Raw genomic sequence first — 15,124 nt, 5'->3', positions numbered from 1 at the left:
AATTTCCTGTGAAACACCCAAGAGGAAACACAAGTTGAGCACCAAGTGCGCACCTATAGATCAAAAACGGACCAACTTCGGTCTTCATCTGGTCATTTGGCAATGGACCCTTCTCGTTCCCGGACCTCAGAATGCACAGCGGCGCGGACCCACGGGGGACCGCAAGAGACCAGCGAAGGATCCCAGCCTGCATGTCCGCATTTCGCACACGCATACGCACATCCAGACGTCCCGCCTCCAGACCCGTCGCCGCAGCCGTCGTCGCGGCCCTGGCCGCCGCGTCCCTGTCGGCGACGGTGCCGGCCGACGCGGCGCCCACCGGATCACCTCACGCGGCATCCCACCGCGACCGGCACCCGCACTCCGCCGCCCGACGGCTCAATGCGACCGAGTCGGCGTCCGCCCGGGCGAAGGCAACCGGTAAACCGGTGACCATCGACCAGCTCACCGACACCGGGACCAAGGTGGTGGCCAACCCGAACGGCACGTTCACCCGCACCGACTCCTCGATGCCGCAGCGCACTCGCCGGCACGGCAAGTGGGTGCCGATCGACACCACGCTGGAGCGGCGGGCGGACGGCACCTGGGCGCCCAAGGCCGCCGTCACCGACGTGGCCTTCTCCGGCGGCGGTCCCGGCGCGCTGGTCACGCTGCGCGACGGCAGCGACAGGCTGGGCTTCTCCTGGCCCGGCACGCTGCCCAGGCCCGTGATATCCGGTGACACCGCGACCTACCCCGAGGTGCTGCCGCAGGTCGACCTCCAGTTGACCGCGGACGCCTCCGGCTACTCCTCGATCCTGGTCATCAAGTCCCCCAAGGCCGCGGCCGATCCGCGCCTGGACAGCCTCGCCCTGAACACCACGTCGGCGGGCCTGAAGCTGGCCCCCACCCGTGACGGCGGCGCGCAGGCCACCGACAGGCACACCGGCAGAACGGTGTTTCACAGCGACACCGCGCTGATGTGGGACAGCGCCGGCCGGCCGGCCGGCGACAAGGCCGTGGCCCGCGTAGCGTCCGCCTCCTCGGCGGGGGCCGAGCACAAGGCTGCGGCCAAGGTCGGCAAACACCGCTCGCGGGTCCGCGTCACCCTCAAGTCGGGCAGGCAACTGCTCCGCCTGGACAAGAAGTTGCTGTCCGCGAAGAGCACCGCGTACCCGGTCTACGTGGACCCGGAGTGGAGCGGCAGACCCTCCCAGCTGGACTGGGCGCGGATCTCCGACAACGGCTGGAACGTCTACAACTCGACGTCCACCTCGGGCTCCACGAACGCCCGCGAGGGCTGGGACAACAACAGCCCGGGCAACGGTGAACGGGCACGCACCTACTACCAGATCAACACCAGCGGCATCAAAGGCGCCGTGGTCAGCCACGCTTCGCTATACGTGAAGCAGCTTTCCGCCGCCTCCTGCGCCGACACCCCGGCCGCCGTCTACGGCACCGACCGCCCCGCCGGCTGGAGCTCCTCCTCGCTGTACTGGGGTCACGAGCCCGGCGGCCGCACCGGCTCGCTCGGCACCAACCCCAAGAGCCACGAGGCCGGCACCTGTCCCGTCACGGACGGCGCCAACTCCTGGGTCAGCCCGCCGTCGCTGGAGTTCGACGTGACCTCGCGGGCGCAGAGCGCGGCCGCCGGCAGCTGGGCCAGCATGACACTGATGGTCCAGTCGCCCGACATGAACGACGCCCAGCAGTGGAAGCAGCTCGCCTACGGAGGCGGCGCGACCATGTCGGTCACCTACAGCTACCGGCCCAAGCTCAAGAACGGCACCGGCACCCCCGCCATCAAGCCGTCCAGCGTGAACATGGGCAAGACGATGACCACCACCCACACGCCGACGCTGTCCGCGCGCGCGGTGGACCCGGACCTGGCGGGCGGCAGCGAGCTGGTGCGCATCGAGTACAACGTCTACAACTCCTCCGGCACCCTGATCCACCAGGGCTTCGGACCCAGTACGGACTCCAAGAAGCGCGCCCGGTACAACACCAACGGAAGTGACTGGACCACTCCGAGCCTGCCGGACGGCAACTACACCTGGAAGGCAACCGCGCAGAACGCGGCTGGGTACTGGGCCGGCACCGGCTCGGGCATCTGGACCAAGACGCAGAGCTTCACGGTCGACACCAGCGCCCCACCGGCCCCGACAGTGACATCCAGTCAGTTCCCGGCCAAGCAGATCGGTGCGGCGTTCGGCGACAAGGGCACCTTCACGCTCAGCAACAACCACACCAACAACATCACCGGCTACCTGTTCGCGCTGGACGCCACGCTCGGCAACACGGTCTACAGCAGCAGCGTCACCCACTGGACCACCAGCACGACGATCGTGCCGGGCCACGTCTACTACGGAACTTCGGACAACGGCCCCGGCACCGGCACCTCGGTCCTCAACGGCAGCGCCTCCCCGGCTTTCGCCCCCGCCAAGGCGGGACCGCACACGCTGTACGCCAAGGCCGTGGACCAGGCGGGCTCGACGTCCATCTCCGAGACGAAGTACGCCTTCTACGCCGGTACCAGCACCCCGACGTACGCCTACGGCGACAAGATGATCGCCGGCTGGACGGCGACCAACACCGACGGCACGACCACCGTCGTGCCCAAGGCGACCACCACGTCCAAGGGCGGCCAGCTGATCAGCCAGGCGGCGGGCAGCGGCTACGAGTTCGCCGACGGCTACCAGGCCATGCTGGCCAACAAGAGCACCACCTCGAAGGTGGTCAGCGGTGACAGCGCGACCTTCGGCTTCGACATCCCCAAGGACGGTCCCTGGAGCTTCGGGGTCAACCTGACCAGGGCCAAGGACTACGGCATCTACAACCTGGTCCTGGACGCGGGCAAGCCCACCCAGGCCACCCTGCTCAGCGGCCTGGACGCCTACAACTCGTACACCACCACCCGGTTCGTCAACCTGGGCATCCCCAAGGACGCGAGCGGTCAGCTGCTCACTCTCAAGCAGGGCGCGCACACCCTGACCCTCACCCTGACCGGCAAGAACCCCAGCTCGACGGGATACCAGGCGGGCCTCGACGTGCTGCGGCTGGCGCCGGCACTGACCTGCGCGATCAACGCCACGAGCAGCTGCCTGAACAACACCGCCACCAGTACCTTCACCACCACGACCAGCACGGCCGACGCCGACGGCTCGGGAAACAGCCTCAACTCCGCCGACCTGACCGGCACTTCGGGCTGGCAGAGCGGCAAGTCGGTGACCGTCGGCGGCGCGACCGTCACACTGCCCAAGTTCGGCACCGGCACCTACGACAACATGCTGGCCTCCGGCCAGACCGTCACCGTGCCCGGCAGCGGCGTGATGAACACAGGTGGAGCCGTGGTCTTCCTCGGCTTCGCCACCGGCGGCGCGGCCAAGGGCGCCACCGGCAGCATCACCTACGCGAAGAACAACTGCCTGGACCCCAACGGCGACCCGGCCGACCAGTCCTACACGCTGGACACGGTGCCCGACTGGCTCAGCGGCCCCGCCTCGTCCGCCTCGGTGACCCTGGTCCACCAGAACCACAGCAACAACACCCAGACCAGCCCCAGTCCCGGGCCGAAGATCTACGCCATCAGCGTCCCGCTGGCCTGCCCCGGCTCGGTCATCAGCAGCATCTCCCTCCCGCTGTTCACCAATGGTGTCCAGGCCGGCCAGCCCACCCTGCACATCCTGGGCATGGGTGTGCGCCCGCTGACGACCACCGGCAGCGGAACCGGCGCCCAGCACTGGGTCGGCACCTGGTCCTCCGTCCAGGACACCGCCAAGGTGACACAGTCCGGCGGCACCACCGCCACCGTCAACGGGCAGACCCTGCGCATCCCGGCCCATGTCAGCATCGGCACCGATGACGGCAACGGCGTCCGCCTCCACCTGTCCAACGCCATGGGCACCGCACCCGTGACCTTCGACGCGGCCTCGGTGGCTCCGCAGGACGGGACCGCGGGTGGCGCCACGGCAGCCTCGGCGCCGACGCCGGTGACCTTCAACGGCGCCGCCTCCGTCACCGTCCCGGCCGGCGGCGACGTCACCAGCGACCCGGTGACCCTGCACGTCGACCAGCAAGCGACCGTGCTGGTCAGCCTGCAGGTGCACGGCTCGGTGGCGGCCCTGCCGGGCCACGCGGCGGCCCAGACCCCGGTCTGGGTGAGCGACGCGGCCAACCGCACCGGCGACACCGCTGCCACCAAGTACACGCAGACCACGTACACCGGCCTGCCCTACCTGGCCGGCATCGACGTCACCACGCCCACCACCGCACCCACCGGCTCACTGGTCCTCTACGGCGACCAGAGCGTCAACGGCGACACCGCGAGCGGCGACGGCCGGCACCACCTCAGCGACGCCATCACAGGCGCCATCGTCAACGATCCCAACGGTGAAGGCACCGTGGACTACGGCGTGCTGAACGCCGGCACCAACAGTGGCAGCCTGAACAACAACCTGCTGCCACAGATCACCAACAGCGACTCCCCGACCAACGCGCTCAACCCGCTGGACCGCAACGTCCTGGCGCAGGGCAACGTGCGCACCGTTCTCGTCTCGACCGGCGCCAGTGACCTTCTCAACTGCACGAGCGACGCCAACACCTGCGCCACGAAGGTCGAGAACGGCCTGGCCGCCCTCAACAGCGAGCTGAGTTCGTACTACACCGACGACGGACAGGCCTACATCAACGGGCAGCCGGTCACCCAGAACTCCAACCTCACCGTCTACCTGACCACCATCCCGCCGTTCACCGCGGCCCACCCGGGCACGGCCGCCCAGGAGTCCGCACGTGAGGTGGTGAACCAGTACCTGCTCGACAACTTCAGCAGCCAGGTCATCGACTTCGCCGCGGCGGTCTCCACGGACGGCACGGCCATCTCGTCGACCGTGAAGGCGGCGGACCTCTCGAGCGGCAACCCGTCCAACACGTACTACGACGACCTCGCCGCCCGCTACCTCAACGACACCAACACCCAGGTCGTCGGCATCGCGCCGAACCTGATCGTCCCGGAGGCCACCGGCGGCGACACCCCCGACAACGAGTGGGAGGTGGCCACCGACGGCACCGACGCACGCGGAGACAACCCGTTCACCGCGGTCGGTGGGGCGACCTTCGGCTCCACCGGACCCAACGCCGTCAACGCGCCGGCCACCGCCACCTCCTTCGACGGCAGCACCGGCTTCCTGGAGAGCGACCACACCGCGGTCGACACCTCCGCCGACTACACCGTCTCCGCCTGGGTGAAGCTCGACTCCACGGACAATCCGGCCACGGCCATCTGTGAGGGAACCAGCCAGCACCAGGCGTTCTACATCGGCTACGACCGGGGCAACAAGGGCTGGATGTTCCAGACCACGACCACCAACGACGACAACGCCGACTTCCCCACCGCGGAAGGAGACACCAACACCGGGGCCGTGGGCACCTGGACCCACCTCCTGGTCACCTACACCGCACCCGTGGACGGCGACGACAGCAGCGGCGTGATGTCCATCTACCAGAACGGCACCCTGATGGGGACCGCCACCAACCTCACCCCGCAGTACGACTCGTCGATGCCCCTGACCGTCGGCGGCTGCATCAACGACCCCACCGCGACCTCGCCGTACAACGCCTTCCCGGGCTCCGTCTCGGACGTGCAGGTCTACCCGTACGCCATGCCGGCGAGTGACGCCGACGCGGCCAGCGTGATCGTCCCGGCGGGCTGGGACAACGGCATGCCCGAGGACGAGTGGAAGCTCGGATCGAACGGCACCGACACCGCCTCCCTCAACCCCGTCACCGCCACCGGCAGCGCCACCTACGGCAGCGACGCGCCGAGCGGACTGTCCGGCAGCGTCGCCTTCGACGGCAGCACCGGCTTCCTCAAGAGCAGGCAGAGCGCGGTCAACACCCTCGGCGACTACACCGTCTCCGCCTGGGTGAAGATCAACTCAGCACTCGGCACCACCGCCGTCTGCCAGGGCACCACCCAGCACCAGGCCTTCTACCTCTCGTACGACAAGGCAAGCAGCGCCTGGATGTTCCAGACGACCACCACCAACGACGAGAACTCCGACTTCCCCACCGCGGAAGGCGACAACAACTCCGGTCCGGTCGGCACCTGGACCCACCTGGTCGCCGCCTTCCGGGCACCGGTCCCGGGGCAGTCCACCACCGGCAACATGGCCCTCTACCAGAACGGCACCCTGATGGGCACGGCCACCAACCTCAGCCCCCAGTACGACTCCTCCCTGCCCCTGACCGTCGGCGGCTGCGTCAACAGCGCCTCCGCCACAACCCCGTACCTGGCCTTCCCCGGCTCCGTCGCCGACGTCCACGTCTACCCGAGGACACTCTCGGCGACCGAGGTCGGCAACCTGCACTGACCGCGTAATGCGCCTCGGGCCCCGCCACTCCCGGCCAGGAGCGGCGGGGCCCGCCCACGTTTCGGACGGGGCGCTCCAGGCGCACCTGAGCCACTCACCAGACCCACTCCTCGTGGGCCTCAGGCGTCATCAGCACCAGCACCAGCGCTCCGCGAGCGCTCCCGCCATCGTGGCCGCGGCCGTACGGGACTGTGCGTACGTCCGGGTCGCCTCGCCCACCCGCGGGAAGATCCGATCGCCGAACTCCCGTGCTGATGCGTCGAGCCGGCCGGGGATGGTGTCGTTCACCGCAGCACTCCGGCCTCCCTGAGTTCCCGGACGCGCTCTGCCGGGAACCCGGCCACCTCGCTCAGTACGGCGTCGGTGTCGGCGCCGAGGACGGGCGCGGCCGTGCGGATCCCGCCGGGCGTGCGGGTGAGGCGGATCGGGACGCCCTCGTGCAGGAAGGCTCCCGCGACCGGGTGCTCCTTGCGCACGTAGAAGCCGCGGGCCCGCAACTGCGGGTCGTGTTCGACGAGTTCACGGCCGTCCTGGACGGTTCCGGCCGGGACGCCGTGTGCCTGGAGCGACTCGGCGGCGAGGTCGGCGGGCATCGTGCGGGTCCACTCCTCCAGCGCGGCATCGACCAGGGGGGCCGCGTGTCTGCGCGCCTCGGCCGTCCGGGTCCGCTCGTCGGTGGCCAGTCCGGGGCGGCCGATCACCTCGCACAGCGCCGCCCATTCGGCGTCGTCGCGCACGCTGACGGCCAGCCAGCGGTCGGCGCCGAGGCACGGGTAGACGCCCTGCGGGCTCCACGTCGGGTGGGTGTTGCCGCTGGGCTCCGCCTCCGGTCCGCCGAGGAGACTGGTGCCCATGTGGGCGGCGATCGTCTCCAGTTGGGACAGGTCGACGTGCTGCCCGCGCCCGGTGGCGGCCCGGTGTTCCAGCGCCGCCACCGTGGCGAGGGCCGCCTGCAGGCCCGCGACGATGTCGCCGTGGCCGTAGATCACACCGACCACGTCGTCCGGTCCCCAGCCGGTCAGTCCGGTCAGTCCCGAGCTCGCCGAGACCGTGTCGGCGTACGACACCCAGCCGTTGCGCGGCCCGGTGTGCCCCATGCCCGACATGCTGACGTACACCAGGTCCGGATTGATCCGGCGCAACTCCTCGTAGCCCAGGCCGAGTTTCCTCATGACCGTGGAACTGAAGTTCTCCACGAGGACGTCGCAGTGCGCGATGAGGTCCCGCAGCACCGCGACGCCTTCGCCGGTCCGGGTGTCGAGCGCGATGCCGCGCTTGTTGCGGTTGGCCTCGTTGAAGTAGCCGTTGGTGTCGGGATCCGTGTGCGGGCCGCGGGACAGGTGCATGAAGGGGGCGAAGCGGGTGGGGTCGGGGCGGCCCGCGGACTCCACCTTGATCACGTCGGCGCCGTGGTCGGCCAGGATCTTGGTGCAGTACGGCCCGGCGAGGACCCAGGTCAGGTCGAGGACCCGGATGCCGTGGAGGGCGGGGCGTACGGGGTCCTGCCCGACCGGGACCGGGCGCGCGGGGCGGGGCCCGGCGTCGAGAAGGTCCTGGTCCGCGCCCGGGTCGCGGACGTCCAGCTCCCGGACCCGGCGGCCTTCCGGGAACGCGAAGGGGAAGCCCAGGTCGGTCCGTTCCCCCTCCCCCGTGCGTACCCGGGTGAAGAAGCCGCGGGCCGCGAGCTGCGGGTTGCGGGGAAGTTCGTGGGGCAGGTCGACGGCGGCCCAGGGCAGCTTCCTGGCCTGGGCCCGCTCCGCGAACTCGGCCTTCGGCCACCTCCCCACGAAGTCCTGGACGACCTTGAAGACGTGCTCCTGGTGCTTCTTGCGTTCGACCGGGTCCTGCCAGCGCGGTTCCGTGAGATCGGCGGCCGCGCCCTCCTCGCGCAGCCAGTCGAGCAGCGCGTCCCACATCCGGGGGCTGCCGCCGAGACCACCGCCCAGGTAGCCGTCGGCGGCCCGGAACAGCGCGTGCGGCACCAGCGGATGGACGCGGCCCGGGCGTGGCGGCACCCGGTCCTCGTGCAGGTAGGTGAGGGTTCCGGCCTCCAGCGCGGCCGCCACGCAGGCCTGGGCCGATACGTCGACGAGCTGTCCCGGACCGCTCCGCCGGGCGTGCAGGCCGAGCACGGCGGCGATCGCCGCGTTGACGCCGGCGAGCTGCTCGGCCTGGTGCTCGGGGAGCCGCAGCGGCGGGCCGTCGGGTTCACCGACCTGTGCGAGCATGCCGCCCAGCGCGGCCACCACGAGGTCGGTGCCCTGCCAGCCGGTGCGGGGGCCGACGAGGCCGAACGGGGTGACACGGACGTGTACGAGGTGATCCAGACCCTCGGTGAGTGCCTCGGCTCCGGTCGGGCTCCCGTCGAGCAGCACATCGGCGCCCGCCAGCAGGCGACGCAGCTCCTCGGGCGTGGCGGGGACCACCGATCGCTTGCCCGCGTGCCAGTGGACGAACGCGTCGCCGTCGAGTTCGCGTCGGGTCTCGTCGCCTTCCGGCGGTTCGACGAGCACGACCTCGTAGCCGAGCCCGACCAGCAGCCTGCCGGCGAACCGGGTGAAGGGGCTGGGCAGTTCGACGACACGCACGGCAGTCTCGCTCATGTCTCCTCCCCGGAGAATCAGTTGTGGCGCTGGTTCAGGAAGCCGGAGACGACGCTGTGGTAGTCGTACGGCCGTTCCTCCTGTGGGTGGTGGGAGGCCTCGCTGATCACGTGCAGGTTGCCCTGGGGGATCATGCGGGCCAGCATCAGCGGGTAGTCGGGGGTCAGGAACGCGTCGTGCATGCCCCACAGGAAGAGCGTCGGCGCGGCGATCAGGCCGAGTTCGGCGGTGAGGTCCTGCCAGTCGCCGCGCGGGTTGTCGGAGGCGCCGGCGAGGGCGGTCTCCTCGGGGTCGAGGCTCTGTTCGTAGCGCAGGGTCACGGTGCCGTCGGGGATGGCGCCGGGGTCGAACCACTCCAGGCGGGCGATGAGTTCGCGCATCTTCTGCCACGAGGGGCCGGTGCCGCCGTAGTACACGTCGCGGGCGTTGCGGCCACGCCGGCCGCCCTCCGGGAGGGGGGCGAGCGGGCCGTAGAAGACGGGCATGCTGCCGGTGATCACCAACGACCGCACGCGCGCGGGGTACTTGGCGGCGAGGTTGAGCGCGATGGTGCCGCCCCAGGAGTTGCAGACGAAGTCGGCCCGCTCGATGCCGAGTTCGTCGAGCAGGGCCACGGTCTTCGCCGCGTGGTAGTCCCACATGGGGCCCTCGATGACGGGCTTGGCGGACTTGCCGTACTGGAGGATGTCCACGAGCAGGCACCGGCGGTCCGCGGCGAACAAGGGTGCCACCTGTCCGAAGTCCGACCATCCGGTGCACCCGGGGCCGCCGCCGTGCAGGAAGACCGTCGGGCTGCCCTCCCCCAGTTCGACGTAGTGGTACTTGACGCCGTCCGCTTCCGCGTAGGCGCCTTCCGGGGGCGCCTGGATGTCCATGAGGTCCATGGACCGATGGTGGGACGGCGGCGGTCCGCGCCCAAGCGGAGCGTTCCGCTGAGCGGGCCGGTTCCGTGGCGCCCGGCGGCCGGCCGTCCCTAGCGTCCGGGCACGGGATGACCGCAGGAGGCAACGCATGATCCACAACACCGTGCTGGAGCTGGTCGAGGAGCGGGCCCGCGCGTCGATCGGGAGTGCGGAGCGGCGGTCGCTGGGGGTCGTACGGGCCGAGGACGCGGCGGAGTTCGCGCGGGCGGCCGGGGAGAGCGCGCCGTGTCTCGTCGATCCCGCCCGCGCCGACTTCGCCGTCCATCCGATGTACGTGGTGAGTCTGCTGCGCGGGGCACCCGGGGCCGGCCCGGCGGAGTTCCGGCCGGACGGCATGTACCGCGACGAGGTGCCCGGCACCGACGGGCTCGACGTCCGGCTGATGGCGGGCGGGCAGGCCGTGCGGTGGATCGAGGCGGTGCGGCCAGGAGACCGGATCGAGCTGCGGCGCACGCTCACGGCCGTGGAGCGCAAGGGCAGCGGCGAGGGCTTCCTGCTGCTCACGGTGGAGAAGGTGTACGGCGCGGAGCGGGGGACGCTGGTGGAGGTCACGGAGAGGTTCATCGTCCGATGACGGGGCAGGAGCGGCGGATCGTCGTGGGGCAGACGGTCCCGCCCGTGGAGCAGACGCCCGATGCGGTCACCCTGCTGCGGTTCGGCGCGGTCACCCGCAACGCCCATCGCATCCACTACGACACCGGGTTCGCCCGGTCGGAGGGACTGGCCGGGCCGGTCGTGATGGCGCAGCTGCACGGCTGCCTCTTCCACCGTGCCGCCGCGGAGTTCGCGGGCGCGGGCGGACAGGTGCGGGAGGTGGGGTGGCAGAACCGGGCGCCGGCCCACGTGGGTGACCGGCTGGTGGTGACCGGCACCGTGGCGTCCGTGGACGCGGTCAGCGGTGCGGTCACTCTCGATCTGGTCGAGCGCTGCGGCGCCGGGTGCATGGTGTGCTGCCGGGGGCGGGCGGTGGTGGTCCCGGGGTGAGACGGGTCCAGGAGTTTCACCGCGGTCGGCTTTTCCTACGGGACTGGCGCATACGATCACTGGCCAGGAAGTGTGCGACCGGAGGTGTGCCGATGAGCAAGCCCGAGCTGGAGTTCCACCGGCCCGACGCGCCCTGGACCACACCTGCGGGAGCCGCCCCCGGCGTACAGGAACAGACCCTGGCCGAGGACCCCGCCACCGGCGCCCGCACCGCGCTCGTGCGGTGGGCGCCGGGCACCGACACGTCCGCCCAGGGCGTGACACGGCACGGCTTCTGGGAGGAGGTCCACCTCCTGTCGGGAACCCTGCACGACCTCACGCTGGACACGACCTTCACCGCCGGCATGTACGCGTGCCGCCCGCCCGGCATGCCGCACGGGCCCTGGACCTCCGAGGACGGGGTGACGATGCTTGTCATCACCTACCCCGACCCGGCCGGCGGAGCGGCGCCCTGAGCGTCGGAGCCGGGTGCGCGTCGGTGGCGCCGGTGCGGCGCCGGGGCCCTTCAGTCCAGGTCCAGCACCACCTTGCCGACCGCTTCGCCGGTCCGGAGCCGGTCGGCGGCCTCCGCCAGTCCGTCGAGGCCGTGGCGCTCGATCTCCAGGGTCAGCGCCCCCGACCGCAGGTCGGTCAGCAGACCCTCCGCGTCGGCGGCGACCTCCTTCCCCCGCGACATCAGGTTCACCGGCAGCACGGACACGTCGGCCAGCAGGAAGTCCGCGAGGTCCACGGTGAACTCGCGTCCGGCGGTGTAGCCGACGAGCGCGGCCCGGCCCCGCGGACGGACCAGCGGGAGGGCGTCCCGCAGCACCGGGCCGCCCACCGTGTCGATGAGGACGTCGACCTGCCCGCCCGCCGACTCCGCGGACAGTTCGGCGGCGAGGACGGGCTTGGCGGGAGCCGGGACGTGACCCAGCTTGGCCGGCCGGCCGACCACGCCGACCACCTCGGCCCCGGCCCGCGCGGCGACCTGCACGGTCAGCGCCCCGACCGCACCGGCCGCGCCGGTCACCAGGACCCGCTCGCCCGGTCGTACGGCGGCGACCGTGTGCACCGCCGCCCACGCGGTACCGGCCGGGGAGAACCAACTGCACGCCAGGGCGGGGTCCGTGCCCTCGGCGACCGCCTCCACGGCGGCGTCCGGCACCAGCGCGTGCTCGGCCCAGCAGCCGTCGCGGCGCAGGCCGAGGCCCTTCCCGCCGAGCCGGACGAGGCTGCCCTCGGGGTGGGTGTCCGAGGCGAGGACGACCCCGCATCCTGTGGTGCCCGGTACCGCGGGCAGGTCCGGAAGGATCCCGAATCTGCCGTCCACGACGTTCAGGTCGAGGTGGCCCACCTGGGCCGCCCGCATCCGTACGAGGGTGTGGCCGGGCCGGGGCTCCGGCACCGGGCGCTCCACCAGGCGGGGCAGGGAACCGAAGTTCTCCAGGACCAGGGCCCGGGACATACCGGTGGTCACAGCTTCACTCCGTATCGACGCAGGACGCGGGACGCGACGATCCGCAGGACGCGGTCGAAGACGAACCCGAGGATTCCGAGGGTGATGATGCCGACGAAGACCCAGTCGATCCGCCCGTAGTTGCGGGAGGTCCAGATCAGTGACCCGAGCCCGACCCGGGAGGCGACGATCTCGGCGGAGACGATGGTCAGGAAGCTGTTGCCCATGGCGAGGCGCGCACCGGTGACGATGTGCGGCACGGTCGAGGGCAGCACGATCCCCTGGAGGATCTGCCGGCGGCTCGCGCCCAGGTTCTGCGCCGCGCGCAGCTTCGACTCGCTCACGGCCAGCACCCCGGCGCTGGTGTTCACCGTGACGATGAAGACGGCCGTGTAGAAGATCAGGACGACCTTGGACGACTCGCCGATGCCCAGCCACACCACCGCCAGGGTCACGAAGGCGACCGGCGGGATGAACCGGAAGAACTCGATGTAGGGCTCCAGGAGTTGGCGTACCACCGGGACCTGCCCGACGAGCAGACCGACCGGTGCGCCGACGAGGACGCCGAGCCCCCAGCCGATCAGGATCCGCCGGCTGGAGGCGACGATCGAGTTGGTCAGTGTGCCGTCCGCCGCCAACTGGCGTGCGGCGCTGAGGGTTTCGCTCGGGGAGGCGACCAGCGAGGAGCCGTACCGCATCGCCAGCAGCTGCCAGACGCCGAGGCCGACGAGGACGGACAGGGTGTACATCCCGAGCGTGCGCAGCCGTCGTACGCTCGCCCAGGCCGGGCGTCTGCCGCTTTCCGCCCTGCCGGTGGCGGCAGCCGTCGCGACGGTCATCGGTCGTCCTCCTCGGTGTCGAGCCCTTGGTCGCGCAGCGCCTTGCGGACCTCTTCGCCGATGTCCTCCCGCAGCCGGCGGCGCAGTTCGACGGCGGCCGGATCGTCCTCGTCCCGGGGCCTCGGCAGGTCCACCGGGTACACGGACTTCACCGAGGCCGCCGGGCCCGCGGTCATGACGGCGATCCGGTCGGCCAGCAGGATCGCCTCGTCGATGTCGTGGGTGACGAAGACGACGGTGCAGCCCGAGGCGCGCCAGACGCGGTCGGTCTCCTCCTGCATCACCTGCCGGGTCTGCGCGTCGAGCGCCCCGAACGGCTCGTCCATCAGCATGACGCCCGGTTCGTTGGCCAGTACCCGGGCGATCTGCACGCGCTGGCGCATGCCACCGCTGAGCTGCCCCGGAAAGCGGTCCGCGCAGTGGCGCAGCCCCACCAGGCCCAGGTACTCGTCGGCGCGCTTCGCCTGTTCCGCGCGGGAGGCACCGCGCATCCGTGGGCCGAACGCCACGTTCTGACGCACCGTCATCCAGTCGAACAGCGCCTCGCTGCTCTGGAAGACCATGCCCAGCTCCGGATCGGGGCCGGTGATCGGGGAACCGCCGACGCTGAGGGTGCCTTCGTCCGCGGTCACGAAGCCCGCCATGGCGGACAGCAGCGTGGACTTGCCGCAGCCGCTGGGGCCGAGCAGGCAGAGGAACTCACCGGCGGCGATGTCGAGGGAGATGTTCCGTACGGCCTGGAAGGAGTCGAAGCGGATGCCGACGCCGTCGGCGGTCAGGGCCGCGCCACGGCGGCCGGTCTGCGGGGGGTGGGTCCCCACGGCCTCCGTCATGAGGATCCCTTCAAGTGCTGGGTGAACCAACCGCGTTGGACGGCCGCCGGTACGTCCGGCTGTGCCTTGACCTTGCCGGTGTCGACGAAGAACCTGGCCGTGTCCGCGTATCCCTTGAGGTCGGCGGCGGTGAAGTCGCGGGCTCCGAAGTCGATTTCCTTGATGGCGGTCAGGGTCTGGGCCGCCGGGACCTTCACCGCCTTTTCGGTCGCCCGGGCCGCGGCCTCGGGGTCGGTCTCGGTCAGCCGAGCCGCCTCCTCCAGGGTCTGTGCGACCTTGGTGGCGGTGTCGGGGTTGGCCTTCAGCCAGGCGGCGCTGGTGAGCAGCCACTGGGAGTAGGTCACCCCGTAGGCGCCGGTGTTCTCCAGGATCCTGCCGCCCTGCGCGACCCCCTTGGTGGGCCAGGGCTCCCACAGCACGTACGCGTCGACGTCACCCTTCTTCATCAGCGCCGGGATCTCGGGCGGGTCGGCGGTGACGAACTCGACCGACTTCGGGTCGATGCCCTTCGACTCCAGGAACCGGGTCGCCGCGAGTTCGGACAGCCCCGGGGCCACGGCCATCTTGCGGATCTCCGAAGGGGACGCCACCTTCGGGCCGAGGACGACCTTGAGGTACTCGCCGGACTGCTCGTAGACCATCAAGGACCGCAGGCCGGGGTCCTGGGGCAGCATGCTGATGGTGGTGCTGTCCGAGTTTCCGGACATCTGGACCTGGCCGGCGACCAGGTTGTTGACGCCTTCGCTGCCCTGACCGAACTGGACCAGCTCGACGTTCACGCCGTGCTTGGCCCACAGGCCTTCGGCATCGGCGAGGAAGAAGGGCGCGTACGAGGCGTCGATGCCGACGCCGATGCGGATCGCGGGGCCCGCGGCGCTCTGGCCGGAGCCCGCCGCCGAGTCGGTGGTGGCCGCGCTGCACGCGGTGAGCGTGAGCAGCGCGACGGCGAGGGCGGCGGGGCCTGCGAAGGGGTGTCTTGTCGTGGACCGTGTCTCCATGAGCACCTCGGGGGGTCGGGGGGAGTCCGCGGGTTACGGCTGGTCGTCGGGGTGCGGCCCGGGAATTGGCGCACCGTAGAACGGGGGGCGCCCGCCACGCATCGACATGGGTCCGCTGAACGGGACGCGCAGGTGGGCCCTGGTCTCCCGGCCGCTCCG

11 protein-coding genes are annotated in these 15,124 nt (G+C 71.0%); 4 read left to right on the top strand and 7 right to left on the bottom strand.

The features are described from left to right. The first annotated feature begins 191 nt into the window (after positions 1-191). Positions 192-6,347 carry a LamG-like jellyroll fold domain-containing protein gene (locus tag ACZ5K7_RS28740; RefSeq protein WP_468917678.1) on the top strand — a complete coding sequence of 2,052 codons (6,156 nt, stop codon included), beginning with the start codon at positions 192-194 and terminating at the stop codon, positions 6,345-6,347. A gap of 129 nt (positions 6,348-6,476) precedes the next feature. On the opposite strand, the gene ACZ5K7_RS28735 is transcribed toward ACZ5K7_RS28740, so the two are convergent. From ACZ5K7_RS28735 to ACZ5K7_RS28725, 3 genes are read right to left on the bottom strand one after another with little or no spacing between them, the layout of a single operon-like run. Beyond that, positions 6,477-6,635 carry a hypothetical protein gene (locus ACZ5K7_RS28735; RefSeq protein WP_468917676.1) on the bottom strand — a complete coding sequence of 53 codons (159 nt, stop codon included), beginning with the start codon at positions 6,633-6,635 and terminating at the stop codon, positions 6,477-6,479. Beyond that, positions 6,632-8,950 (bottom strand): CaiB/BaiF CoA-transferase family protein, encoded by a 2,319-nt coding sequence (locus ACZ5K7_RS28730; protein ID WP_468917673.1) that lies wholly within the window; start codon positions 8,948-8,950, stop codon positions 6,632-6,634. Before ACZ5K7_RS28730 ends, ACZ5K7_RS28735 begins: the two co-directional genes overlap by 4 nt. A 17-nt stretch (positions 8,951-8,967) precedes the next feature. Beyond that, the gene (locus ACZ5K7_RS28725; RefSeq protein ID WP_468917670.1) at positions 8,968-9,834 is read right to left on the bottom strand and encodes an alpha/beta fold hydrolase; all 867 of its coding nucleotides are present in this window, start codon (positions 9,832-9,834) and stop codon (positions 8,968-8,970) included. Positions 9,835-9,961: 127 nt separating this feature from the next. Between ACZ5K7_RS28725 and ACZ5K7_RS28720 the strand changes: the two genes are divergently transcribed. From ACZ5K7_RS28720 to ACZ5K7_RS28710, 3 genes are all read left to right on the top strand, one after another. Continuing rightward, complete coding sequence (locus tag ACZ5K7_RS28720; RefSeq protein WP_468917668.1) at positions 9,962-10,447, top strand: FAS1-like dehydratase domain-containing protein; 486 nt, start codon at positions 9,962-9,964, stop codon at positions 10,445-10,447. After that, on the top strand, positions 10,444-10,857 hold the full coding sequence (locus ACZ5K7_RS28715) for a hotdog family protein (RefSeq protein WP_468917666.1): 414 nt from the start codon (positions 10,444-10,446) through the stop codon (positions 10,855-10,857). Before ACZ5K7_RS28720 ends, ACZ5K7_RS28715 begins: the two co-directional genes overlap by 4 nt. 92 nt (positions 10,858-10,949) lie before the next feature. Further along, the gene (locus ACZ5K7_RS28710; protein ID WP_468917664.1) at positions 10,950-11,312 is read left to right on the top strand and encodes a cupin domain-containing protein; all 363 of its coding nucleotides are present in this window, start codon (positions 10,950-10,952) and stop codon (positions 11,310-11,312) included. 50 nt (positions 11,313-11,362) lie between these two features. On the opposite strand, the gene ACZ5K7_RS28705 is transcribed toward ACZ5K7_RS28710, so the two are convergent. Genes ACZ5K7_RS28705 through ACZ5K7_RS28690 form a run of 4 tightly spaced genes read right to left on the bottom strand, consistent with a single transcriptional unit; the run spans position 11,363 to position 14,965 of the window. Further along, positions 11,363-12,316 (bottom strand): quinone oxidoreductase family protein, encoded by a 954-nt coding sequence (locus tag ACZ5K7_RS28705; RefSeq protein ID WP_351705962.1) that lies wholly within the window; start codon positions 12,314-12,316, stop codon positions 11,363-11,365. Next, positions 12,313-13,134, bottom strand: coding sequence for an ABC transporter permease (locus ACZ5K7_RS28700; RefSeq protein ID WP_351705965.1), 822 nt, complete (start codon positions 13,132-13,134; stop codon positions 12,313-12,315). The genes ACZ5K7_RS28705 and ACZ5K7_RS28700 overlap by 4 nt, the downstream gene beginning before the upstream one ends. Beyond that, complete coding sequence (locus ACZ5K7_RS28695) at positions 13,131-13,967, bottom strand: ABC transporter ATP-binding protein (protein ID WP_468917660.1); 837 nt, start codon at positions 13,965-13,967, stop codon at positions 13,131-13,133. Before ACZ5K7_RS28695 ends, ACZ5K7_RS28700 begins: the two co-directional genes overlap by 4 nt. Continuing rightward, positions 13,964-14,965: an ABC transporter substrate-binding protein gene (locus ACZ5K7_RS28690; protein WP_468917657.1), complete on the bottom strand. Its 1,002-nt coding sequence runs from the start codon at positions 14,963-14,965 to the stop codon at positions 13,964-13,966. The genes ACZ5K7_RS28695 and ACZ5K7_RS28690 overlap by 4 nt, the downstream gene beginning before the upstream one ends. Between the last annotated feature and the right edge of the window lie 159 nt (positions 14,966-15,124).

The organism is Streptomyces sp. NPDC031497 (genome assembly GCF_055580905.1).
The sequence above is the reverse complement of the archived record's forward strand: the minus strand, read 5'-3'. Positions and strand labels throughout refer to the sequence as shown.